The sequence below is a fragment of the Blattabacterium cuenoti genome (assembly GCF_014251595.1).
In the GTDB taxonomy this organism is placed as follows: Bacteria; Bacteroidota; Bacteroidia; order Flavobacteriales; family Blattabacteriaceae; genus Blattabacterium; species Blattabacterium cuenoti_Q.
In genome coordinates this window covers 221,340-245,943 of record NZ_CP059192.1, presented here as the reverse complement: position 1 = coordinate 245,943, position 24,604 = coordinate 221,340, and the positions used below count along the sequence as shown (strand labels likewise).

24 protein-coding genes and 1 tRNA gene are annotated in these 24,604 nt (G+C 24.5%); 10 read left to right on the top strand and 15 right to left on the bottom strand.

Going from position 1 to position 24,604, the window contains the following annotated elements:
- Positions 1 to 103 precede the first annotated feature (103 nt).
- Positions 104 to 940, top strand: a complete 837-nt coding sequence (murI, locus tag H0H66_RS01150) for a glutamate racemase (protein ID WP_185858157.1) — start codon at positions 104 to 106, stop codon at positions 938 to 940.
- Here the strand turns inward: murI and H0H66_RS01145 are convergent.
- The 10 genes from H0H66_RS01145 to H0H66_RS01100 form a co-directional block, all read right to left on the bottom strand.
- Positions 911 to 3,184, bottom strand: a complete 2,274-nt coding sequence (locus H0H66_RS01145; protein WP_185858156.1) for an NADP-dependent malic enzyme — start codon at positions 3,182 to 3,184, stop codon at positions 911 to 913. The genes murI and H0H66_RS01145 overlap by 30 nt on opposite strands.
- A gap of 57 nt (positions 3,185 to 3,241) precedes the next feature.
- Positions 3,242 to 3,682, bottom strand: a complete 441-nt coding sequence (locus tag H0H66_RS01140; RefSeq protein WP_238785064.1) for a FixH family protein — start codon at positions 3,680 to 3,682, stop codon at positions 3,242 to 3,244.
- Positions 3,683 to 3,743: 61 nt separating this feature from the next.
- Positions 3,744 to 4,631, bottom strand: a complete 888-nt coding sequence (locus H0H66_RS01135) for a cbb3-type cytochrome c oxidase N-terminal domain-containing protein (protein ID WP_185858154.1) — start codon at positions 4,629 to 4,631, stop codon at positions 3,744 to 3,746.
- Positions 4,628 to 4,822 carry a cytochrome oxidase gene (locus H0H66_RS01130; RefSeq protein WP_185858153.1) on the bottom strand — a complete coding sequence of 65 codons (195 nt, stop codon included), beginning with the start codon at positions 4,820 to 4,822 and terminating at the stop codon, positions 4,628 to 4,630. The genes H0H66_RS01135 and H0H66_RS01130 overlap by 4 nt, the downstream gene beginning before the upstream one ends.
- A 30-nt stretch (positions 4,823 to 4,852) precedes the next feature.
- A complete protein-coding gene (gene ccoN / locus H0H66_RS01125; protein WP_185858152.1) occupies positions 4,853 to 7,048 on the bottom strand; it encodes a cytochrome-c oxidase, cbb3-type subunit I in 2,196 nt (731 codons plus the stop codon).
- Positions 7,049 to 7,056: 8 nt separating this feature from the next.
- On the bottom strand, positions 7,057 to 7,206 hold the full coding sequence (ccoS, locus tag H0H66_RS01120; RefSeq protein WP_185858151.1) for a cbb3-type cytochrome oxidase assembly protein CcoS: 150 nt from the start codon (positions 7,204 to 7,206) through the stop codon (positions 7,057 to 7,059).
- A gap of 2 nt (positions 7,207 to 7,208) precedes the next feature.
- Positions 7,209 to 9,461: a heavy metal translocating P-type ATPase gene (locus H0H66_RS01115; protein WP_185858150.1), complete on the bottom strand. Its 2,253-nt coding sequence runs from the start codon at positions 9,459 to 9,461 to the stop codon at positions 7,209 to 7,211.
- Between the two features lie 22 nt (positions 9,462 to 9,483).
- The gene (gcvH, locus tag H0H66_RS01110; RefSeq protein ID WP_185858149.1) at positions 9,484 to 9,879 is read right to left on the bottom strand and encodes a glycine cleavage system protein GcvH; all 396 of its coding nucleotides are present in this window, start codon (positions 9,877 to 9,879) and stop codon (positions 9,484 to 9,486) included.
- Between the two features lie 11 nt (positions 9,880 to 9,890).
- Complete coding sequence (locus H0H66_RS01105; RefSeq protein ID WP_238785063.1) at positions 9,891 to 10,544, bottom strand: glycoside hydrolase family 73 protein; 654 nt, start codon at positions 10,542 to 10,544, stop codon at positions 9,891 to 9,893.
- Between the two features lie 92 nt (positions 10,545 to 10,636).
- Positions 10,637 to 12,409: a putative porin gene (locus H0H66_RS01100; RefSeq protein WP_185858147.1), complete on the bottom strand. Its 1,773-nt coding sequence runs from the start codon at positions 12,407 to 12,409 to the stop codon at positions 10,637 to 10,639.
- Between the two features lie 181 nt (positions 12,410 to 12,590).
- On the opposite strand from H0H66_RS01100, the gene H0H66_RS01095 reads away from it, so the two are divergent.
- From H0H66_RS01095 to trpA, 7 genes are read left to right on the top strand one after another with little or no spacing between them, the layout of a single operon-like run.
- Entirely contained in the window at positions 12,591 to 14,000 is a 1,410-nt protein-coding gene (locus H0H66_RS01095; protein WP_185858146.1) for an anthranilate synthase component I family protein, read from the top strand.
- A 7-nt stretch (positions 14,001 to 14,007) separates the two neighbouring features.
- Positions 14,008 to 14,586 (top strand): anthranilate synthase component II, encoded by a 579-nt coding sequence (locus tag H0H66_RS01090; protein ID WP_185858145.1) that lies wholly within the window; start codon positions 14,008 to 14,010, stop codon positions 14,584 to 14,586.
- A gap of 2 nt (positions 14,587 to 14,588) precedes the next feature.
- Entirely contained in the window at positions 14,589 to 15,581 is a 993-nt protein-coding gene (gene trpD, locus H0H66_RS01085; RefSeq protein ID WP_185858144.1) for an anthranilate phosphoribosyltransferase, read from the top strand.
- A complete protein-coding gene (gene trpC / locus H0H66_RS01080; RefSeq protein ID WP_185858143.1) occupies positions 15,578 to 16,381 on the top strand; it encodes an indole-3-glycerol phosphate synthase TrpC in 804 nt (267 codons plus the stop codon). The genes trpD and trpC overlap by 4 nt, the downstream gene beginning before the upstream one ends.
- A 17-nt stretch (positions 16,382 to 16,398) precedes the next feature.
- On the top strand, positions 16,399 to 17,010 hold the full coding sequence (gene trpF / locus H0H66_RS01075; RefSeq protein WP_238785062.1) for a phosphoribosylanthranilate isomerase: 612 nt from the start codon (positions 16,399 to 16,401) through the stop codon (positions 17,008 to 17,010).
- Positions 17,007 to 18,209 carry a tryptophan synthase subunit beta gene (gene trpB / locus H0H66_RS01070; RefSeq protein ID WP_185858142.1) on the top strand — a complete coding sequence of 401 codons (1,203 nt, stop codon included), beginning with the start codon at positions 17,007 to 17,009 and terminating at the stop codon, positions 18,207 to 18,209. Before trpF ends, trpB begins: the two co-directional genes overlap by 4 nt.
- On the top strand, positions 18,193 to 18,963 hold the full coding sequence (gene trpA, locus H0H66_RS01065; RefSeq protein WP_185858141.1) for a tryptophan synthase subunit alpha: 771 nt from the start codon (positions 18,193 to 18,195) through the stop codon (positions 18,961 to 18,963). Before trpB ends, trpA begins: the two co-directional genes overlap by 17 nt.
- On the opposite strand, the gene H0H66_RS01060 is transcribed toward trpA, so the two are convergent.
- The 4 genes from H0H66_RS01060 to H0H66_RS01045 form a co-directional block, all read right to left on the bottom strand.
- Positions 18,956 to 19,624, bottom strand: a complete 669-nt coding sequence (locus H0H66_RS01060; protein ID WP_185858140.1) for a YggS family pyridoxal phosphate-dependent enzyme — start codon at positions 19,622 to 19,624, stop codon at positions 18,956 to 18,958. The two genes, trpA and H0H66_RS01060, sit on opposite strands and share 8 nt — an antisense overlap.
- Positions 19,624 to 20,688 (bottom strand): 3-phosphoserine/phosphohydroxythreonine transaminase, encoded by a 1,065-nt coding sequence (serC, locus tag H0H66_RS01055; protein ID WP_185858139.1) that lies wholly within the window; start codon positions 20,686 to 20,688, stop codon positions 19,624 to 19,626. The genes H0H66_RS01060 and serC overlap by 1 nt, the downstream gene beginning before the upstream one ends.
- A 90-nt stretch (positions 20,689 to 20,778) precedes the next feature.
- Positions 20,779 to 22,128, bottom strand: a complete 1,350-nt coding sequence (gene tilS / locus H0H66_RS01050) for a tRNA lysidine(34) synthetase TilS (protein WP_185858138.1) — start codon at positions 22,126 to 22,128, stop codon at positions 20,779 to 20,781.
- Positions 22,125 to 22,649: a shikimate kinase gene (locus H0H66_RS01045; protein ID WP_185858137.1), complete on the bottom strand. Its 525-nt coding sequence runs from the start codon at positions 22,647 to 22,649 to the stop codon at positions 22,125 to 22,127. The genes tilS and H0H66_RS01045 overlap by 4 nt, the downstream gene beginning before the upstream one ends.
- A gap of 66 nt (positions 22,650 to 22,715) precedes the next feature.
- On the opposite strand from H0H66_RS01045, the gene H0H66_RS01040 reads away from it, so the two are divergent.
- Positions 22,716 to 22,788 (top strand) — tRNA-Lys (locus tag H0H66_RS01040).
- Between the two features lie 14 nt (positions 22,789 to 22,802).
- Here the strand turns inward: H0H66_RS01040 and H0H66_RS01035 are convergent.
- Positions 22,803 to 23,567: an exodeoxyribonuclease III gene (locus H0H66_RS01035; protein ID WP_185858136.1), complete on the bottom strand. Its 765-nt coding sequence runs from the start codon at positions 23,565 to 23,567 to the stop codon at positions 22,803 to 22,805.
- A gap of 175 nt (positions 23,568 to 23,742) precedes the next feature.
- Between H0H66_RS01035 and hisG the strand changes: the two genes are divergently transcribed.
- Complete coding sequence (hisG, locus tag H0H66_RS01030) at positions 23,743 to 24,600, top strand: ATP phosphoribosyltransferase (protein ID WP_185858135.1); 858 nt, start codon at positions 23,743 to 23,745, stop codon at positions 24,598 to 24,600.
- Positions 24,601 to 24,604 lie beyond the last annotated feature (4 nt).

Sequence of the window (24,604 nt, the reverse complement as noted above, 5' to 3'; positions counted from 1 at the left end):
AGTCAAAATTGGTATAACATAGAATTATAACGATTTTGGTATATATTTTATATTTCATTTTTTTGTAAAAATTATATAAAAAGATTACTTACACAATTTGAATATGAAAATAAGTCCATTATCTCCAATAGGAATATTTGATTCTGGAATTGGCGGACTTCTTATAGCTAAAGAAATAAAAATTCAAATGCCCTACGAAGACTTTATTTATTTCGGCGATACAAAAAATATGCCTTATGGAGAAAAATCTAAAGATTTTATCATAAAGAATTCAATGAAGATAGCTTCTTTTCTTTACGAAAAAAAGTGTAAAGCGTTAGTTATTGCATGTAATTCTATTACATCTAATGCTTTAGATTTGATTCACAAAAAATTTCACAAAAAAATATTAATATTTAATGTCATAGATCCTGTCGTTAGAAATACAGTTTTTCTTTCTTATAAAAGAATAGGAATTATTGCAACACCTGCTACTATATATTCAAATTTTTATACAAGAAAAATAAAAAATAACTATCATCATCTAGATATAATTCAAATGCCTACTCCTTTATTAGCTCCTATTATAGAAAATGGATGGGAAATAAAAAAAATCAATCCTATTATAAAAAATTATTTAAATCATTTAAAATCAATAGACGCAATATTATTAGCTTGTACTCATTATTTATTTTTAAAACAAGAAATAAAAAATTTTTTTCATGGAAAAGTTCATTTAATTGATATTCAAAAAATAGTAGTACAAGAAATAAAAAAAAAATTAGATGAAAAAAAATTATTATGTTTTCGTCCTATATGGAATCGATTTCCTATTTTTTATACATCTAGCTCTATTCCCTTTTTCTTTGAAGAGAAAGTACGAATTCTTTTTGGAAAAAAAGTGTTTTTTAAAACACATATTTTTTTAATTTTATCTCATTTGTGCATCTATTACAGCTAAAGTAGATAAGTTCACTATTTCTTCTATACTGGATTGCATTTGCATGACATGTACAGGTTTTCTCATTCCTAGTATTACGGGGCCAATGGTTTGAACGTCTCCTAATCCTCTAATAAATTTATAGGTTAAATTTCCTGATTCTAAGTTTGGAAAAATAAAAATATTTGCTCTTTTTTTTACAAGTTTAGAAAAAGGAAATTTACTAGATAATAAAAATTCATTTAAAGCAAAATCAGGTTGAATTTCTCCATCTACAATTAAGTCTGGATATTTTTTATGTAAAAAAGCTACTGTTTGAGAAACTTTATAAGATGTTTTTGAATTAGATGAAAAATTTTGAAAAGATAACATTGCTATACGTGGTTCAATATCAAATTCTTTAACTACTTGAGATACCATTAAAGCTATTCTAGCTAATTCTTCACTTGTTGGATCTGGTATAACAGCGGTATCCGCTAAAAATAGAGGACCACGTTTCGTTAATAAAATCATCATTCCTGCTGTTTTATGAATAGGATCTGCTTTTCCTATAACTTCTAACATAGGACGTAAACTTAATGAAAAACTTCTAGAATATCCTGTAATAACAGCATCTGCTTTTCCTTGGTCCACCATCATCGCACCAAAATGGTCATTGGTTCGCATACGAATTTTGGAATCATATAAAGTTAAACCTTTTCTATTTCTTCTTTTCCAAAGTATTAGAGCATATTCTTCGACTTTTTTTATATTTTCTTCTTTCTCTGGATCTATAATTTCTAATTCAATATCTAAATTATTTTGATTAATTAAACGTTTTATACGATCTTCATTTCCTAAAACTATGGGAATAGAAATGATGCCTTCTTCATAAAGAATTTGAACTGATTTTAAAATGTCGTATTCTTCTCCATTACAAAAAACAATTTTTTTAGGATTTGTACGAGCTCTATTTTGAATCATTCTAAGCATTTTGCTTTCATATCCCATCCTATCAAGTAATTTTTCTTGATAAATATCCCAATCTAAAATAGGATTTTTTGCAACTCCAGAATCCATTGCCGCTTTTGCTACAGCAGGAGCTACACGAGTTATTAAACGATTATCAAAAGGTTTTGGAATTATATATTCTTTTCCAAAAGAAATATTTTTTTTGTTATAAACAATATTAACCTGTTCCGGAACAGGTTCTTTTGCTAAAGAAGCAATAGAATAAACTGCTGCGAGTTTCATTTCATCATTGATAACATTAGCATGAACATCTAATGCTCCTCTAAATATATAAGGAAATCCTAATACGTTATTTACTTGATTTGGATAATCGCTTCTTCCTGTAGCCATAATAATATCTGGACGGACTTTAATAGCTAAATTATAATCTATTTCCGGATCAGGATTCGCCATAGCAAATACAATTGGATTTATTGCCATACTTTTTAACATTTTGGGAGTTAAAATTCCTCCAACAGATAAACCTATGAAAACATCTGAATTATTAATAGCTTCTTCCAATTTTTTAACTGGATAAATATTAACAGAAAATTCTTTTTTTTCTTCATTTAAATCTTTTCTGGAAATATGTAATAAACCCTTACTATCAAACATAAGAATATTTTCCGATTTAACTCCAAGTTTTTTGTATATTCGTGCACAAGAAATAGCGGCAGCTCCAGCTCCGTTTATTATCATTTTAATTTTATTAATTTTTTTACCTACATAAGTAATAGCATTAAGTAATGCTGCTCCAGAAATAATAGCGGTTCCATGTTGATCATCGTGCATGATCGGAATATTAAGTTCTTTTTTAAGTCTTTTTTCTATTTCGAAAGCTTCTGGAGCTTTTATATCTTCTAAATTAATTCCCCCGAAAGTAGGAGCAATGGCTTTCACTATTTCTATAAATTTTTCTGGATCAGATTCATCAATTTCTATATCAAAAACATCAATACCAGAAAATATCTTAAATAAAAGAGCTTTACCTTCCATAACAGGTTTGGATGCTAAAGCCCCAATATGTCCTAATCCTAATACAGCCGAACCATTAGTGATTACTGCGACCAAATTTCCTTTAGAAGTATATTTATAGGCTTCTATGGAAGAACGAGCTATTTCCTTACAAGGTTCAGCAACTCCTGGAGAGTATGCAAGAGATAAATCTCTCTGACTGCTATATTTTTTCGTAGGAGTTATTTGTATTTTTCCAGAAGGAAATTGACTATGATAGTTTAAAGATTCTTCACGAAAATTACTTATGTTTTTTCTCATTTCATTATGTTTAAAAGTATTAAAATTTTGAAATCGTACAATTATTTATTATTTATGTTAATTCCAAAAAATATCTTTTTCAAAAAAATATTTTTTGTTTGTTTTCCATCTAATTATAAGTTTATAATATCCTTTTTTTAAAAATTTTTTAGGAATTAACAAAATTTTTTTGGAAGACTTTAATATCTTAAAAGATTTTGTAAAATCTAAATTTTTGGAAGAAGATCTAAATAAGGTAAAAAACCCATGAATATCATGATTAACAGGAGGAAATGTTATTTCAATACCATAATGTAAAGAAATAACTTTTATTTTTACAGGAAGTTTTAGCGCATTTTTTTTCTCATTTATAATTTCTTGATATCTCATTTCTTCTTCGTAATATCTATCTGATACAAGTTGACTTCCTACATGTGGAAAAAAGAAAGCAATGTAAATAATAAAGATTATAAAAACAACTAAAGATAACACAATTCCAGTATCCCAATTGAATTTCATTTTCATGATAAAAGTTTTTTTTTACAAAAAAAATTGTAAACTTGATTAAAAAAAGATGGGCTTATATTTTACTCCATGTTGTTATTTTTATTCCTTGAGGAACTTTCCCTGTTAAAGGTTTAACAGATTTTTGATTAATAAAATAAACATAACTAGATATTTTTTCAATATCATTCCCTTTAATTTCTCCTGATTGACCAAAAGCACGCATAGTTGGGTTATTCTCACTTCCATTCCATATTATAAAAAATATATTTTTAAATAAATCTTTTTCTTTTATATTGATCCAATAATTATCTGTTAAATTAGGACCTATATTTCCGCTTCCATCCGATTGATGACAAGTCGCACAATTTTCCTCGAATAGAACTTTTCCCCTATTGATTAAATTTTCTTTAAAAGATGCATTTTCTATAGTGATTTGTGGAGTCATTTTTTCAAACATTTCAATTTCTTTTAATTGATTTTTATAAGCTATATCATATTCTTTATAGGGATTAGAAAAATCTAATAATAAATAAGAAAAAAAATAAATTGCAGAAAAAACAATGGTAAAATAAAAAAGATGAATCCACCACATGGGTAATTTATTATTTAATTCTATAATCCCATCAAATCCATGGTCTATTTTTTCAACTTTATCATGACTGATTTTTTTATAATCATAAAATATAAATCTGTAAAGTCTATAAAAATAATTTCCTTCATTTTCTTCAATAATTTTAGTTCTTTCTTCTTTTGAAAGAAATTGTAATTTTTTTTTAAAAATTAATTTATTAATAGATTCTAAAACAGATAGTAATATTGTAGTTATAATGAAAAAAAATATAATAATAGGATGGATTAAATAAGATATATGATTATAGCTTGTAAGAAATACATAAAGCATAAATATTATAACAGATAAAATAGAAGGAATTATAATAAAGGAAGGAATTTTAGATCTCATAACCTTTCTTTTTCTAGTTTTTTTTCTATTTCTAAAGGAATTAAGCTGATTTTATGATAATATTTTTTAGATCTTGAAAAAACAAAAAATATTATAAAAAAAAATGACAAAAAAAATAAAATTAACATAATAGATTGAAAAATACCTATATTTTTTTCTCCTGTCAAATATTGTTTAAAGAAACTTATCATGTCATAAACTTTTATATTATCAATTATATTTTAAGATTTTATATCAGTACCTAATCGCTGTAAATAAGCAATAAGAGCTATAATTTCTCTTTTTTCCAATGGAATAAATTTTTCTTTTTCTATTTTTTTTTGTTGATCTATTTCTTTTTTCAAACTGGGAGATTCGTTATAAATATCATGTACAATTTGATTGGCTTGATAGTCCATATCTTGATGGATATTTTTTATATATTCCAAAGTATATGGAACACCTAATTTTATCATTGCTTTTATTTTTTTTTCTGTATTAGATCTATCTAATTTATTATAAATTAACCAAGGATATTTTGGCATAATTGATCCAGGAGAAGTAGAACGAGGATCATACATATGATTAAAGTGCCAGGAATTAGGATTTTTTCCTCCTTCTCTAGCTAAATCCGGTCCAGTTCGTTTTGATCCCCAAAGAAATGGATGATCGTATACAAATTCTCCAGCTTTAGAATACTCTCCATAACGAAGCACTTCATCTCTAAATGGACGAACTTGTGCACTATGACAAGCATTACATCCTTCTCTAACAAATAAATCTCGACCCTCTAATTCTAAGGCTTTATAAGGTTTAACATTATGAATAGTGGGAACATTAGACTTAATGACTAAAGTAGGTATAATTTCAATAAATCCACCAATAGCTACTGCTATAAAAGATAAAATTGTAAATTGGATTGGTTTTTTTTCTAACCATCCATGAAATGATTCTCCTTTATCTTTTACATTACGATTTCCATAAAATGGATCGCATTTGAATTCTTCATTATCTAAAAAATAACCTTGTTTTATTGTTTTAATGATATTAAAAATCATTAAAATAAAACCTATAAAGTAAATAATCCCACCTATAAATCTTATTTTATAGAATGGAATAATAGATAAAACAGAATCTAAAAAATTCTTATAAGCTAAGGTTCCATCAGGATTGAATTTTTTCCACATAATAGATTGCAAAATAGAACCAAAATACATAGGAAAAATATATAAAATAATACCTAAAACACCTAACCAAAAATGAATATTAGCCAATGATATAGAATACAATTTTGTATTCCATATTTTTTGTGTTAACCAATACATAATTCCAAAAGCCATAAAACCATTCCATCCCAAAGTCCCTAAATGAACATGAGCAATAACCCAATCCGTAAAATGTCCTATAGAATTTAGAGTTTTCGTTGCTAACATAGGGCCTTCAAAAGTAGCCATTCCATAACAAGTAATTCCAACTACAAAAAATTTTAAAACAGGATTTGTTTTCATTTGATTCCAAGAACCTCTTAAAGTCAGCAACCCATTCAACATTCCTCCCCATGAAGGAGCAATTAGCATAATTGAAAAAATAGTACCCAACATTTGAGCCCAATTAGGAAGAGATGTATACATTAAATGATGAGGCCCTGCCCAAATATATATAAATATTAATGACCAAAAATGGATAATAGAAAGTTTATAGGAAAAAATAGGTTGGTTAGATGCTTTTGGAACAAAATAATACATTAATCCCAATATAGGTGTAGTTAAAATAAATGCTACAGCATTATGACCATACCACCATTGCATTAAAGCATCTTGTACTCCAGCATATATAGAATAACTTTTAAAAGATAAAAGAGATATAGGAAGTTCAAGATTATTGAATACATGTAACATCCCTACAGCGACCCATGTTCCTAATAAAAACCAAATGCTTACATATAAATGTTTAATTTTTCTTTTTAAAATACTTCCAATCATATTAATGCCGTAAATGATCCAAATGATTAATATTCCTATATCTATGGGCCATTCATGTTCAGCATATTCTTTACTTGTATTTATTCCTAATAAAAAAGTAATCCAAGTAGAAATGATAAATATTTGCCATCCCCAAAAATGAATCCAACTAAGAATATCACTAAAAATTCTCGTTTTTAATAAACGTTGTAATGCATAATAATAACCTGTAAAAATAATATTTCCTACAAAAGCAAAAATAGCCGTACTCGTATGTAACATCCTCCATCTACCAAAACCCATAACCCCCTGAGAATTTTTAAGTTTATTCCCAAATATAAATTCAGGAATTTCAGGACAAAATAATAATAGAGCTACAAATAAACCGGCTAAAAATCCAATAAGAGCCCAAAACATTGTAGCATATAAAAAAGCTTTTACAATCCTGTTATTATAATAATATGTTTTTAATTTCATCAGAAAATTTAATTTTTGTCAAAATCATCAATTAAAATTCTAATACTAGGAGATTCATAATCATCAAATTGACCGAAATAAAGACCTATTAAAAATATAATGAGAAAAAACGCTCCCAAAGAAATACTAGATAATATCATAATGATTAATACATCCATAATTAAAAGATTAATTTTCGTGAAAGAAACCAAGTAGATACAATAGAAAAAAAAATAACAGAAAAAGAACTTAAAGGCATTAAAATAGCTGCGATCAAAGGTCTTAAATTTCCGGTAACAGCAAACAAAATTCCTATGCTGTTATAAATTAAACTAATTGTAAAATTAATAAATACCAATTTTGCAGATACTTTAGATATTTTTAAGAATAAAAAAATTTTATTCAAATGATTAGATTGCATAAAAGCATCACAACTTGGAAAAAAACTGGTTGGATTTTCAGATACAGAAATTCCCACTTCACTTTGATTTAATGCTGCACAATCATTAATACCATCTCCAAACATTATAATTCTTTCTCCTTTTTTTTGTAATTTCTTAATATAATTCATTTTATCTTCTGGACTTTGACTAAAAAAAACATGACTTGATTTTGGTAAAATCGATTTTAAATACTTTTTTTCTAAATTATTATGATCTCCAGAAAGAATAATAATTTTATATTCTTTTAAATTTTTGAACATATTTTCTATACCCTCACGGTAGTAATTTCTAAATAGAAAATAACCAATGAATCTATGATTTATTGAAATAAAAACTGTTGTTTGATTAATTTTATTTTTATCAATGACTTTATTTTCAATACCTAAATATTTTGGGGAACCAATTTTTACCGGTATATTTTTCACGATCCCTTCTAATCCTTGACCTATGATTTCTTTAAAATTTTTTATAAAATAAAAATCTTTTATAGATAACTCTGATAATATTTTTTGACTTAAAGGATGATTTGAGTTTTTTAACAAAGAAGCTATAATTTTTTTTTCTTCATTTTTCATACTTCCTATAAAATATATTTTATCTTTATTAGGATCAGTTATAGTTCCTGTTTTATCAAAAATTAAAGTTTTGGCTGAAGATATTCTTTCCATTGTAAAAATATCTTTTATATAAAACCCTTTTTTGGAAAAAAAACGTATAATATTTCCAAAAATTAATGGAGAAGAAAGAACCAAAGCACAAGGACAAGTAATAATTAAAACAGAAAAAACTGTTTGAAAAATTTTTGAAATATTACAGCTAAATGACCAGTAAATTCCAGTTACAATTGAAATCATCAAAATAATTGGGGTAAAATACTGACTAAATCTAGTAGATATTAAATTTAAATCGAATAATTTATGATAACGATATTGTTTAGATTTATTTTTATTCCATAATAAGCTTAAATAGCTATGGTCTACATTTTTGATTACTTTTATAATAATTGCTTCTCCTTTTTGCTTTGATCCAGCATAAATTTGTTCGCCTATTTTTTTATTAATGAGATAGGATTCCCCTGTTATAAAACTATTATCTAGTACAGCTGATCCTTTTATGAGGATAGAATCAGCAGGAATAATTTCCTCATTTCTAATTAAAATAAAATCTCCTTTTTTCAAAGAAGAAAGTAAAATTTTTTCTTCTTTTCTATTATTCCTATAAACTTTGGTTATTAAAACTGGATAAAAAGATTTATAATTTTTATCAAAAGATAAAATTTTGTTATGAGTATGCATTTGAAATATTTTACTCAAAAGTAAAAATAATGAAAAACTAGAAAGGCTATCAAAATAGCCCGATCCTAAATCAAAAAAAACTTCATAACAACTCCATATAAAAAGAACTAGTAAACCAATAGAAATTGGAATATTTATGTTTAAAACATGTTTTTTTAATCCTAATACAGCATATTTTATATGATCGGTAAAAGAAAATATTATTATAGGTAAAGATAAAATAACCATTAAATAGCGAAAAAAATCACGATTTTCCATAAACCATATGTCTTCTTGTTTAGCTCCAACATATTCTGGAATAGCTAAAAGCATAATGTTTCCAAAACAAAAAAAAGAAATAGCCAGTTTTCCTATTAATTTTCTATAAAAAAAATTGGGGTTATTTTTTTTATTTTTTATCGATTCAAAATCAATAGAAGGAGTAAAACCCATAGAATCAAGTAATTGAGCTATGTCGCTTAATTTATATTCAATGTTATTGAACGTAATCCAAATTTTTTTACTATAAAAATCTACAGTAGAATCAAAAATATTATGATGTGACTTAGGTAAGTTTTCTAAAATAAAAATACAAGAATTACAATGAATAGAAGGAATAAGAAAACGAACAGTAGTGATATTTTTATGACTAAAATCAATTATTTGATTCGCGATTTTTTCATCATCAATAAAATCAAAAATTTTATTTTTTTTCATATTTTATTTTCTGTCTGAATAATTATTTAGATCCCTGTATATATTTTTGGTATTCTTCCGAAAACATTAATTGATCATATTCTTTCATATGTAGAATTTTGATTCGAAGAATCCATCCTTCATGATAAGAATTTTTATTAATGAGTTCTGGTTTAGACAATAATTTTTTATTAATTTCAAGAATCAAACCCGATACAGGCATAAATAAATCTGAAACAGTTTTTACGGCTTCTATCGTTCCAAACGTATTTTCTATTTTCAATTTTTTTCCAATTATAGAGCTATCTACATCTAAATAAACAATATCTCCTAACTCATTCTGAGCAAAAAAAGTAATTCCTACATAAGATTGATTTTTTTCATTTGGTATACTTATCCATTCATGATTTTTACTATACCTTAAATTATTCGGATTCATATTCAATAAATTTAATTCGAAGAACGATTTTTTATATTATCCAATTTTTTTCTAATTGATGAAAATATTTTATAAAAAAAATGTAGTTTTTTCCTAAAAATTCTGAAAAAAGAATCTTTATTTTTATTTTTTTCCATATAATTTAAATATTGATGAATTCTTTTTTCTATACTAGAAGTAGTATTTTCATCAAATTTCCATAAATAATATTTTTCTATTTGATCAATTAATAAATTAGCGTAATTTAAGGATGTAGCATAACCTGCTTTTTTAAGTTCATAAGCCCAACCTTGATAATCATTTTTTTTAAGAAGAAATAATTTAGAGTAACGTGGTTGATGTAAAAATTTGGAATGATCATGGAAAGATTCTTGAACAGAATTATATTTTCGAAAACATTCTTTTGGAAGATCATCATTATAGTAATAAACTTTTCCCATCCAACTCTTTCCACATTTAATTCCAAAATGATTATTTGTTTCTTTGGATAAAAAACTATTTCCACTAGAAGATTCTAAAATACCTTGTCCTAATTTAATACTAGCTGGGATCCCAAATTTTTCCATTTCTTCAATAGCAAAAACAGCATATTTTTTAATATATTCAATCACATTTTCCATTTCTTTTTTATTTCCTTTTCCTTGTAAAAAAGAAAATAATGACATCAAAAAGAATAATATAAAATAAAAAAATTTTTTCATTTTTATTAACTTTTGACGAATAAAATTACGTTTTTTTTATAGATTCGTTTTTATAATCAAGTAAAAAGATTCCACAAAAAACCAATTTTAATAAAAAATTTATTTTCATTGTCATAAAATCCAATATTTTGGATATTGAAATAGAATATAGTTTTATATATTTTGAAATTAAAAAAATAATCTAAAAAAGGCCTCCCCCCAATTTTATTAGGAATACATTCTTTATCAAAAGAAAAAGTTTGAAAATTAAAAGGATAATAAACTTTTTTGGAATAAAATTCATTAAAATAATGAAAAGAAAAACCTGTCTTTACAAATAAAGCTTTATGGAAAAAATAATCTTGATAAAAAATTGTACTTCTCAATATAAAATTTGGAACAGAAAAAATTAATGGATTAGAATTATATTTTTGATATAATAAAATATTATTAAATTGAAATCTCCATAGATCATGTGTAGTTTTTATGTTAAATCCATATAATTGAATATGTTTAGGATATAAAAACTCTTTTATTTTTTTTTCTTCATGTCGTAAAAAATGATTTAATCTGGATATGTAAAAAGAAATATAATATTTTTTTTCATGAGAACTTAAAGAAAAATTTATTGTTTTTTCTTTTTCAAAAAAAAAGATATTTTTTTCTTCATGACTATTGTAACAATCTTTATTTTTATTCATAATAAAAATAGGAATCAAATTATTGTTCTCATTAATACTTAATTGAGTTAAAAACAAAAATTTAGGTAATAAAAATACGTTTAACATAATATTAGTCTTCAAATAAGACTTTTTATAATTTTCTATAATCCATTTTCCATTTGAATAAAATTCAAAAATGTTATTAATAGGATAAAAAACTTTAGTTTGAATTGAAAAACTATTGATTTCTTTATCTTTTTTATGATTATTGTTAAATAATTGATAATTGATTTTATCAAAAATAGATCCTATTTCTATATTCATTTTTTTATGATTAAAAATGAGAAAAAAACTATTTCTTAAATAAGAATGATTGATTTTTTGTTTTTGTAAATTTTGATTGGAATATTTTTCGTATTCCATATAAGTTTTTAATAGAAATGATCTATTTTTTTCTTTGAAAGAAGAAATTTTTTGGATAAGACTTATATAAAATCTATTTTGAAAAAATTCTTTATGGGATAAAAAAACGTTTTTATAATTTTTAATATTCCATTTTGGGGTTATTTTTTTATCCTCTATTTCAAATTTTTGATTAATATAATGTCCCCATAATTTATAATTATAATCATCTTTATCTTGATAATTAAAAGTGGTTAATAATAAATTTTTACTTTCTTTTAAATCAAATTCATTTTCTAAATAAAAATTCCTATATTCTATGGAATAATTTATTTTTTTATTAAAATTTTGAGAAAAAAAACCACCTAATATTTTTTTTTTTTTGAAAAAATCACTTATATAAAAAATTTCGGAAATTGGAGTTTTAACATCAAAATATTTAATTTTTTCGCGATAAAAAAAAGGATCTTTAAAAAAAAGCATATTTTTAGGCATATTTGCATTAAAATTTTCTTGATTTAATTGCTTATATCTATTAGGAATAGATAAAATTTTTCTATACCTGAAAAAAAAACCAATATTATCATGTTTAAAAAAATTATGAGAATAATATTTTTTTATAGAAAAATTTTTCTCTATAAAAGTTTCTTTTGAGTTTTTTTCTTCCGTCCAAAATTTGTAATCTTGATAAGTAGGATGATAATATTCCACTTTATCTTTATCCACCTTATTTTGATCCACTTTATTAGATACAAAAAGAAATAAAATAGAAATGAATATTTTCATATAATTGAATTATAAATAGTATTATCCATAAATAGAAAAAATTTATTTATATTTGCATGATGTAAATGTCATTTCTAATGTAAATGGTATTCTTCAATTCAGGTAAATATTGTTGATCCAATATTTTTGAGGCTTGTCTTTATGACGGCCTTTTTTTTATCATGTCAAAATACCATAAACCATGTTTAAATTTAATTTTAGAACTATTCAGAAAAAAATTTTGGCTGATAGTGCTACACCAATAGAATTATATTTAAAACTAAGAGATGTTTTTCCTAAAATATTATTATTAGAATATTCTGATGATCAAATTTTCAAAAATCATTCTTCGATTATTTGTATTAATCCTGTTTCTGAACTTATTTTAGATCAAAATGTATTACGAATATCATATCCCAATTGTGTTCATAAGCATATTTTTATAAATGATAAATTAGATATAAAAATTTTAATTGAGGATTTTTTTCAAAAATTTGAAAATGAAAATCCCACCATTTCTTATTCAGGTTTATATGGATATATATCTTATGATAGTATTCAATATTTTGAAAATATTCAATTTTATACTCCAATTAAAGAAATATATAATATTCCAAGAATACGATTTGGTTTTTATAAAAATTTAATTGTATTTCATCATTTTCATCATGAAATATATGTCATTGAACATCAATTTTATAAAATTGAAAAAAAAACTTATATAAATCAATTAATAAAATTAATACAAAAAAAAAATTTTACATCCTTTCCATTTAAATCAGTTGGAACTCGTTATTCAAATGTCACAGATGTAGAATACAAAAAAATGGTATCTCTAGGAATTAAAGCTTGTTTGCGTGGAGATGTTTTTCAAATAGTATTATCTCGTCAATTTCAACAAAAATTTAAAGGAGATGAATTTAATGTATATCGTGCTTTACGATTTATAAACCCCTCCCCATATCTTTTTTACTTTGATTATGGGAACTATAAATTGTTCGGTTCTTCTCCAGAATCACAACTCATTATTCAAAACCAAATAGCCTATATTAATCCAATAGCAGGAACAATAAAAAGATCGAGAAATGAAAATAAAGATAAAAAATTATCCGATGATCTTTCAAATAACCCCAAAGAAAATGCAGAACATGTTATGTTAGTTGATTTAGCTAGAAACGATCTTAGTAAAAATTCTTCTAATGTCAAAGTAGAAGGGTTTAAAGAAATTCAAGTTTTTTCTCATGTATTGCATATGGTATCTAAAGTATCTGGAAAAATAGGAAAAAATATTTCAATAATGAAAGTATTTGGAGATACTTTTCCTGCAGGAACTCTTTCTGGCGCTCCTAAATATAAAGCTATGGAATTAATCGATAAAATCGAAAATCAACATAGAGGAATATATGGAGGAGCAGTTGGTTTTTTTGGATTAAAAAATTCTTGTATTAATACAGCTATAGTTATTCGTTCTTTTGTCAGTAAAAATAGTACTTTATTTTTTCAAGCTGGGGCAGGTATTGTTTCTGATTCTAAAGAAGAAAAAGAGTTAGAAGAAGTAAATAACAAGCTCATGGCCTTATTTAAGGCTATAGAATTAGCTAAAAATATATAAAAGTATTATGATAAATAAAATACTAATTTTGGATAATTATGATTCTTTCACTTATAATCTTGTTCATGCTGTAAAGAAACTAACTAAAAATCCCATAAAAGTATATAGAAATAATGAAATTAAACTTTCAGATATAGAAAAATACAAGAAAATTATTCTTTCACCAGGACCTGGAATACCTGATGAAGCTCATATTTTAAAACCTCTAGTAAAAACATTTGCTTCCACTAAAAGTATTTTGGGCGTTTGTCTAGGTCAACAAGCAATAGGTGAAGTATTTGGCGCTACTCTTATGAATACAAAAGAAGTTTATCATGGAATATCTAGTTTCATAAAAATAGTTGATCCAAAAGAAATTTTATTTCAAGAATTACCTAAAGAGATTAAAGTTGGACGTTATCATTCTTGGATTATATCTCCAGATAACTTTCCTAAAGAACTTAAAATAACAGCAATTGGAGATAAAGGAGAAATTATGGCTTTACGTCATAAATTTTATGATGTACGTAGCGTCCAATTTCATCCAGAATCAATTTTAACTCCATATGGAGAAAAAATTATAGATAACTGGTTGAATTTAAATTAAATATGAATAAAATATTAGAAAATCTTTTTTTAGAAAAAACATTAACGAAAAAAGAAGCTAAAAACATTTTGATAAAAATATCAAAAGGAAAAATTAATAAAACACAAGCTATAGCATTAACCACCATATATAATATGAGATCTCCTACTTTAGAAGAAATAATAGGATTTAGACAAGCTATGATGGATCTATCTATAAAAGTTAATCTTACAGAATTTAATGCCATTGACATTGTAGGAACAGGAGGAGATGGAAAAAATACTTTTAATATTTCCACTTTAGCAAGTTTTATAGTAGCAGGAACAGGTGAAAAAGTAATCAAACATGGAAGTTTCAGTTCCTCCTCTATCACTGGATCTTCAAATATATTAAAAGGATTAGGATATCATTTTACTAATAAAGAAGAAAATTTAAAAAATCAATTGGATAAAGTAGGGTTATGCTATTTACATGCTCCTATATTTCATCCCATTTTGAATACTATATCTGAAGTCAGAAAAGAACTAGGAGTTAAAACTATTTTTAATACACTTGGTCCATTGCTTAACCCCGGAGAACCTAAAAATCAATTATTAGGAGTCAATAATTTAGAATTAGCCAGAATATATTATTATATGTATCAAAATACAAATAATAATTATGCTATTGTTCATAGTTTAGATGGTTACGATGAAATCACATTAACTAGTGATATAAAATGTTATACTCCAAAAGGAGAACAATTTTATTCTATAAAAGAATTAGAAATAGGAAATATTAAGGTAAATCCAAATGAATTAAAAGGAGGAAATAATACAAAAGAAAATATTCGCATATTCATGAGAGTCTTGTCTGGAGAAGGAACTTTATCTCAAAATGAAGTTGTCTTAGCAAATGCCACATTTGCATTAAGTTTATTAAATAAAGATAGTCTTGAAAACAATTATGATAAAGCAAAACATTCATTAAAAAGTGGTCAAGCGAAAAATATTCTAAAAAAATTGTTAAGTTTATGAATTTTCTTGAAAAAATTATTTCTGTAAAAAGAAAAGAAATCTATAATAACAAAATTTTACATCCAATAAAAAAATTGGAAAATAGTTCCTATTTCAATAGAAAGACTTTTTCTCTTGTAAAAAATATAAAGAATCATATTGGTGGTATTATTGCAGAATTTAAATGCAAATCTCCATCTAAAGGGATTATTAATAATACGGGATCAATAGAAAAAGTAATTACAGATTATGAAACATCAGGAGTTAGTGGAGTATCTATTCTTACAGATAAACATTTTTTTTCTGGTAAAAAGGAAAATTTAAAAAAATCACGTTCTATTGCTTCTGTTCCTATTTTGAGAAAAGATTTTATTATTGATGAATATCAAATTATAGAATCTAAATCTATAGGAGCTGATGCAATTTTACTAATTGCCAGAATTTTATCTAAAAATCAAATATATAATTTTTCTAAAATTGCAAAAAGTATTGGTTTAGAAGTTATTATTGAAATTCATGATGAATTTGAAATAGATAAAATTTCAGAAAATTTGGATATAATAGGAATTAATAATCGAAATTTGCAAACTTTTATTGTAGATCATAATAATTGTTTAAAATTATACTCGAAAATATCTAATCATTATGTAAAAATTGTAGAAAGTGGAATTGATAATGTCGATTATGTAGTTAAATTAATAAAACAAGGATTTAAAGGTTTTTTAATTGGAGAATATTTTATGAAAAAAAAGGATCCTGGAAAAGCTTGTAAACATTTTATAGAATCTTTATCAAAAAAATTGAATAAAATTGATCAATAAATATGAAATTTTAGTCTATGAAAATTAAAATATGCGGAATGAAATTTAATATACAAAAAATTTCAAATTTACTACCTGATTTTATAGGTTTTATATTTTATCCTCATTCTCCTAGATTTATAGGTTTCGATTTTTCTATTCCTAGAATAAAAAAAGAAATATTAAAAATTGGTGTATTTGTAAACGAATCAGAAAAATTTGTATTGGAAATACAAAAAAAAAATAAGTTAGACTTTATTCAATTACACGGATCAGAAAGTCCTTTTTATTGTGAAAAATTATTCAAAAAAGGATTGAAATTAATTAAAAGTTTTAGAATAGATAATTTTTTTTCTTTTCAAAAAATTATAGATTATATTCCTTTTTGTATTTATTTTTTGTTTGATAGTAATACAATTTTCTATGGAGGAAGTGGACAAAAATTTTGTTGGAAAAAACTTCATGAATATACTTTTAAAGTCCCATTTTTTTTAAGTGGAGGAATAGGAGCACAAGATTTTGATAAAATTCAAAATTTTTATCATTCTAAAATGTTTGGAATTGATTTGAACAGTAAATTTGAAATTTTTCCAGGATATAAAGATGACATACAGCTCAACTCTTTTATAAAGAAAATAAGAAAATTATGAAATATTTTGTTGATCAAAATGGATATTTTGGAGAATTTGGAGGTTCATTTATTCCTGAAATGTTATATTATAATATAACAGAATTACAATCTCAATATAAAAATATTATCACAAGTTATGAGTATCGAAAACTATATAAAAAATTACTAAAAAATTATGTAGGAAGACCTACCCCGTTATTTTTTTGTAAAAAATATTCTGATCAATATAATGCTAAAATTTATCTTAAAAGAGAAGATCTAAATCATACAGGTTCGCATAAAATCAATAATACAATAGGTCAAGTTTTATTGGCAAAAAAATTAGGGAAAAAAAAAATTATTGCAGAAACAGGTGCTGGACAACATGGAGTAGCTACAGCTACAACTTGTGCATTAATGGATTTAGAATGCGTAATTTTTATGGGTTCAATAGATATTAAACGTCAATTGAGTAATGTTAACAGAATCAAATCTTTAGGGGCTAAAGTCATTCCAGTATTAAGTGGAAGTAAAACATTAAAAGATGCTGTTAATGAATCTATTCGTTATTGGATTAACCACCCTGAAAGTTACTATTTAATCGGTTCGACTGTAGGCCCTCATCCTTATCCTCAAATGGTTGCAGATATTCAATCCATTATAAGCGAAGAAATCCAAATACAATTAACAGAATTAGAAGGCGTATCTTTCCCTAATTATGTAATAGCTTGCATAGGAGGAGGAAGTAATGCTGCTGGATCTTTTTATCATTTTTTGGATAATAATTCAGTTCATCTTATAGCAGTAGAAGCTTCAGGATTAGGGATAAAAACAAATAAAACAGCTGCGGCTATTCATTGTGGATCTAAAGGAGTCTTGCATGGAAGTATGACTTTTATTTTACAAGATCAAGATGGTCAAGTTCTTCCTGCTCATTCCATATCTCCAGGATTAGACTATCCAGGAATTGGCCCTATGTTTGCTAATCTTTTTGTAAAAAAACGTGTAAGTTTTTTGCATTCTACAGATGAAGAAGCTTTACGGGCTGGATTTGAACTCACTCGATCAGAAGGAATTATTCCAGCTTTAGAAAGTGCTCATGCATTAGCAGCATTAAAAAAAATATCTTTTCAAAAAGAGGATATAGTAATTGTAATTTTATCTGGAAGAGGAGATAAAGATATTAATGTTTACAATAAATTTTTTGTTAAATTATTAAATGATGAATCAAATATATAATTTATTTAAAAAGAAAAATAAAAACATATTGTGTATTTATTTTACAGCAGGATTTCCTTATTTAAATAGTACAGTGAAAATAATAGAAATTTTACAAAATCTTTCTGTTGATTTAATTGAAATAGGAATCCCTTATTCTGATCCTTTAGCAGATGGAATGATTATACAAAAAAGTAATCAAATTTCGTTAAATAATGGAATGAATATTGATTTATTATTTGATCAAATAGAACAATTTAAAGAAAAAATAAAAATACCCATTATTTTGATGGGATATTATAATCAGTTTTATCAGTTTGGAAAAGATAAATTTTTAAAAAGATGTCAAACATCAGGGATTTCCGGTTTAATTTTACCAGATCTACCAGTTGATATTTTTGTAAAAAAATATCAAAATACTTTCAAACAATATTTGTTATCTATGATATTTTTAATTACTCCAAAAACTTGTTTATCCAGAATATCTATGTTGAGTAAAATCAGTGATGGATTTATATATATAGTATCTTCTAATTCTATTACAGGAAATGTACATTTCTTTTTTGGTAAAGAACAAACATCTTTTTTTCAACGTATCAAAAAATTGTCTATTGAGATTCCAAAATTGATTGGTTTTGGTATAAAAGATAAAAAAACTTTTAGTATATCATGTCAGTATGCTAATGGAGGAATTATTGGAAGTGCTTTTATTCAATCATTAGATCATAATAATTTAGAAGGAAGTATTGAAAAATATATTAAATCTATTAGATAGGCTTTTGTCTATGACCAAAAATTATAGTACCTAATCGAATCATTGTACTTCCATGTTTTATAGCTATTTTATAATCTCTACTCATCCCCATAGAAAGGACATAATGGCCGTATTTATTTTTAAATTCATTATATACTTTATGTAAATATGAGAATTCATGATGTACTTTTGTAAATTCTTGAAAAGATGCCATTCCCATTATTCCTATAATTTTAATATTTTTCATTTCTTTATAAGCGTTATGTTCCAAATATTCCAATACTTTTAAAGCTTCTTGATAAGAGATTCCTGATTTACTTTTTTCATCACAAATTTTGATTTGTAAAAGACAATTTATGATTTTTTTATGCTTGAATCCTATTCTATTTATTATGTTAATTTGTTTTAAGTTTTGAACACTATGAATTAAATGAATAAAAGGTAGTATATATTTAAGTTTATTACTTTGTATTCTACCAATCATATGCCATCGAATGTCTTTGGGTAATTTTTCATATTTTTTCACGATTTCTTGAATATAATTTTCTCCAAAATCTCTATGTCCTAATTGATATAATTTTTTTATGTAAGAAATATTTTGATTTTTAGATACGGCTAAAATTGTTACATGTTTTGGAATGAGTTTATTTATGTTATAAAATCTATTTTCTATTATATTCATTATGAAAATTTTCTTTCAAATTCTTTCATGATTTCAATAAGAAATTGAACACTTTCTAATGGAAGAGCATTATATATACTAGCACGATATCCTCCCAAATATCTATGCCCATCTAATCCCACAATATTTTCTTTTTTCCATATTTTATTAAATTCTTTTTCTAAATCTTTATTTTTTAAAAAAAAAGAAACATTCATATTGGAACGATTTTCTTCATGTATTTTATTTTCAAATAAACTATTTTTATCAATTTCATTGTATAACAATTTCGCTTTATGTTGATTTTTTTTTTCCAAAACAAAAAGACCACCTTGATTTTCAATCCATTCTAAAGTCAACATAGAAGTATAAATGGAAAAAACATTTGGAGTATTTAAAATACTATTATTTTGTATATGGATTTTATAATCCATATAAGAAGGAATATTTTTTTTATTTTTTCCTAAAATTTCCTTTTTTATTATCACAATAGTCATTCCTGCAGAACCAATATTTTTTTGTGCAGAAGCATAGATTAAAGAAAATTGACAAAAATCTAATTTTCTACTAAAAATATCGGAAGACATATCACAAACTATAGGAGTAGATGTTTTCGGAAATATTTTCATTTGTGTCCCAACTATTGTATTATTAGATGTACAATGAAAATAATCCATATTACATGGTATATGATAATCTTTTTCTATAGATGTATAGTTTATATTTTTACCTGAAAATAAAACTTTTACCACTCCAAATTTTTTAGCTTCTTTAATGGCGTTATAAGCCCAAAATCCTGTATCTAGATAAGCGGCTTTTTTATACATTAAATTATATGGAATCATTGAAAATTGTAGGGTTGCCCCTCCTTGAAGAAATAAAACAGCATAATCCTCATTTAATCCCATCATACGCTTTATTAAAAACGTTGTTTTTTCGATTATTTCTAAAAAATCCATACTTCTATGAGAAATTTCAAGGACTGATAATCCAGTATCATTAAAATTAATTACGGATTGAGCTGATTTTTTAACTACTTCTTTCGGTAGAATAGAAGGACCTGCATTGAAATTGTGTATTTTCATACATAAATGAAATAACTGATTCTTTTCAAAATTAAAAAAAAATACTATATCAATTAAAACTATCAAATAAACATATAACTACTCAATTAATTATATTTTTATACCTAATACTTTCTTTGTATTTTCCGTAATTTTGAATCGATCATCTAAACGGTTTCCTATAATTAGAATAATATATCCATTTCCGTTAATTAGTAACCATATATGTTCTTTTTCCAAAATAGAAAATTTTTTTTCTTTATAATATTTGCTTAATTTTTTTTTGCCCTTCATATTAAAAGGATAAAAAAAATCCCCTTTTCTCCATGTTCTCAATAATAATGGAAATTGAACTTTTTCAAAATCTACAAGATAGATATTTTTTTCATTTTTTTTTTCTGTATTTTCTGTATTAACAAAAAACTTTATATCAATAGGTAATAACATTTTATTAACAATAGAGAGATTGGATATTATGTATATTTTATTTTGATTTTTTGATAAAAATTTATGAGAAACTAAAATCCAATTGTTTCTATTTTTAATAATACAATAATTTTTAGATTTAAGTTTTTTACCCGATTGTGCATCAATAAGATGTTTCATCCCATTTATATCATTGAACCCATATGGAGAAAATAATCTGAATAAATAAAAAGATATAGGTTCTAACTTTTTTATCTTTTTACATCTTATTTTCCAAAAAAATGGATTTCTTTTTTTTTCTATTGTAATTTCTTGACAAACTTCTTCTATTTTTTTTTCTATTAATAAATTTTCATCATGAAGATGACTTATAGTTCTTTTTAATCCATTGTGAAAAGAAAATGAAAAAAAATAAAATTTAGATAAAATCAAACGAATTTTATTTCTTAAATATTTAATTTCTTGATTACTACTATCCAATCTCCATTTTATATTCTTTGTTTTTGCATAATTTAAAATTTCTTTTTTAGTAAAATGAGAAAGAGGACGAATAAATTTTTTATTTTTATTAGGAATACCTAACAAACCTTTAATACCCGTACCTCTGAAAACATTCATAAAAAAAGTTTCTATTGAATCATCAAAATGATGCCCTAATACCATATATTCGTATGAATTTTTTTTTAATAATTCCGAAAACCAATTATATCTAAGTTTTCTAGCAGCCATTTGTATCGATAACTTGTGTTTTTGAGAAAAATTTAAAGTATCAAATTTTTTCACATGACATATTATATTTTTTTGATTACAAAAATTTTTAATAAAAATTTCATCTTCATCAGACTCTTCTTTTCTTAAAAAAAAATTACAATGTGCAACTTCGGATTCAATTTCCGGAATTTCAAGCAATAAATTAATGAGTACCATACTATCTAATCCTCCGCTTACAGCTACACATACTTTTTTTCTTGTTTTAAACAAAAAATACTTTCTTATTTTATCTAGAAATAAATGATGATATGATATTTTTTTCATGATTTATTTTTAATATATTTAATAATTTCTTGAACAATATCATATTTGGATTTATCATATACATTTATTTTTTTTAAAGATTGTTCATAAAAATACGCTCTTTTCAATAAATGCCTGATAATAAATTGAAATAATTCATTTTTAGAAAAATGAGAAATTAAAGGTCTTGTTTTTTTTTCTAGACATAATCTTTTAAATAAGGTATAACTATCCGTTTTTAAATAAAATGTATTTGAATATTTATTTAACAAATAAATATTGTTGTAAAAACAAGGAGTTCCTCCACCAATTGATAAAATATATTCATTTTTTTGTTTCAAAAATTTTTTTAACAAAAAATGTTCTTTTCTTCTAAAAAAAAGTTCTCCTTTTTTTTTAAAAATATTAAAAATAGAATCATTCTTATTTTCAATAACAAGAATAGCATCTAAATCGTAAAAATCTAAATCCAATTCTTTAGATAACATTTTTCCTATAGTAGTTTTTCCACTTCCCATATATCCAATTAAAGTGATTTTCATAAAAAGAAAAAAATTATAGTATATTTGCTTAAATTAATAAACACTCTTTCAAGAAAACATTATAAAGACCTGATAGCTCAGCTGGTAGAGCATTACACTTTTAATGTAAGGGTCCTGGGTTCGAATCCCAGTCAGGTCATTTTTCATAATAATTTATTGAGAAATTTCTAATACAACAGGACAATGATCAGAATATAAGACTTCCGGCATGAGATAAGCATTTTTTATTTTTTTATTTAAAGAATCACTAACCATAGCATAATCAATTCTCCATCCTCTATTATTTTTTTTAGCATTAAAACGGTAACTCCACCAACTATAATGATGACCTTCTTGAATAAAATTTCTAAAACTATCTATGAAACCTAGTTTCAAAAAATGCGTCATCCATTTTCTTTCTTGAGGTAAAAAACCTGAAACTTTTTGATTTTTAATAGGATCATAAATATCTATTTCATGATGACAAATATTGAAATCTCCACAAATAATAAGATTATTAAATGTTTCATATATTTTTTTCACATATAAAAAAAATTTTTCCATAAAAAAGAACTTAAAATTCAATCTTTTTCCCATATCATTTCCTGAAGGAACATAAAGACTAATGATTGATAGATTTTTTAAATCTATACGTAATACTCTTCCTTCTTCATCTATAGGAACTAATCCTATACCATATTCTATATGAATAGGTTTTTTTTTACATAAAACTCCTACCCCACTATATCCTTTTTTCTTTGAAGGAAACCAATAGTGATTATATCCTAAATTATCAAAAATACTCGTATTTATTTGTTCTGGAAATGCTTTTATTTCTTGTAAACATAAAATATCAGGTTGATTTGTTTCAATCCAATTATATAACCCTTTACGAATACCAGATCGAATTCCGTTTATATTATAACTAATAATTTTCATTATTTAACTTTAATTAAAGAAATAGACTAAATAAATTAATTAGAAAATATTCAAAATAGTTTTTATATTTGCGACAATACATGTATGTCATGTGTTAATGAGATTAGATCTACGTAATAATAATAAAAGCTTACAAAAGTAAGCTTTTATTATTTTTTTCTGTACTGTATTAATTATGGATAAACTTAAAATAGCAATTCAAAAATCTGGCCGTCTTTATGATGATTCAATCAAGTTATTGAAAGATTGCAGTATTGAAGTTAATATTGGTATAGACAAGTTAAAAACAACGGCTTTAAATTTTCCGTTAGAAATACTTTTTCTTAGAGATGATGATATTCCTCAATATTTGGAAGATGGAGTCGCTGATATAGGAATCGTGGGAAAAAATGTTCTTTTAGAAAAAAGGAAAAGAATAAGAATCAAAGAAACTTTAGGGTTTGGAAAATGTAGGCTATCTATAGCCGTTCCTAAATCTTTAGTTTATAATCAAATTAATGATTTGAATGGTAAACGCATTGCTACAAGTTATCCCTTTTTAGTTAGGGAATTTTTAAAAAAAAGATATATAAATACAGAAATTCACGAAATTTCTGGAGCTGTAGAAATTGCTCCTGGAATAGGTTTAGCAGACTGTATATGTGATTTAGTTAGTAGTGGATCAACACTGTTTATGAACGGATTAAAAGAAGTAGAAACCGTTCTTCAATCTGAAGCCGTATTAGCTTCACATCTACATTTAGGTTCTCCACAAAATATTATAATGGAAAAATTATTATTTCGGATTAGAGCTGTAAGAAAAGCTAAAAATAATAAATATATTTTATTAAATGTTCCTAATGAAAAGTTGGAAAAAATAATATCTTATCTTCCAGGAATTAAAAGTCCAGTTATTCTTCCTTTAGCTAATTCAAAATGTAGTTCTGTACATTCTGTCGTTAATGAAAATGATTTTTGGGGAATAATAGAAAACTTAAAAGCTCTTGGAGCTCAAGATATATTAGTACTTCCTATAGAAAAAATTATACTCTAAAATA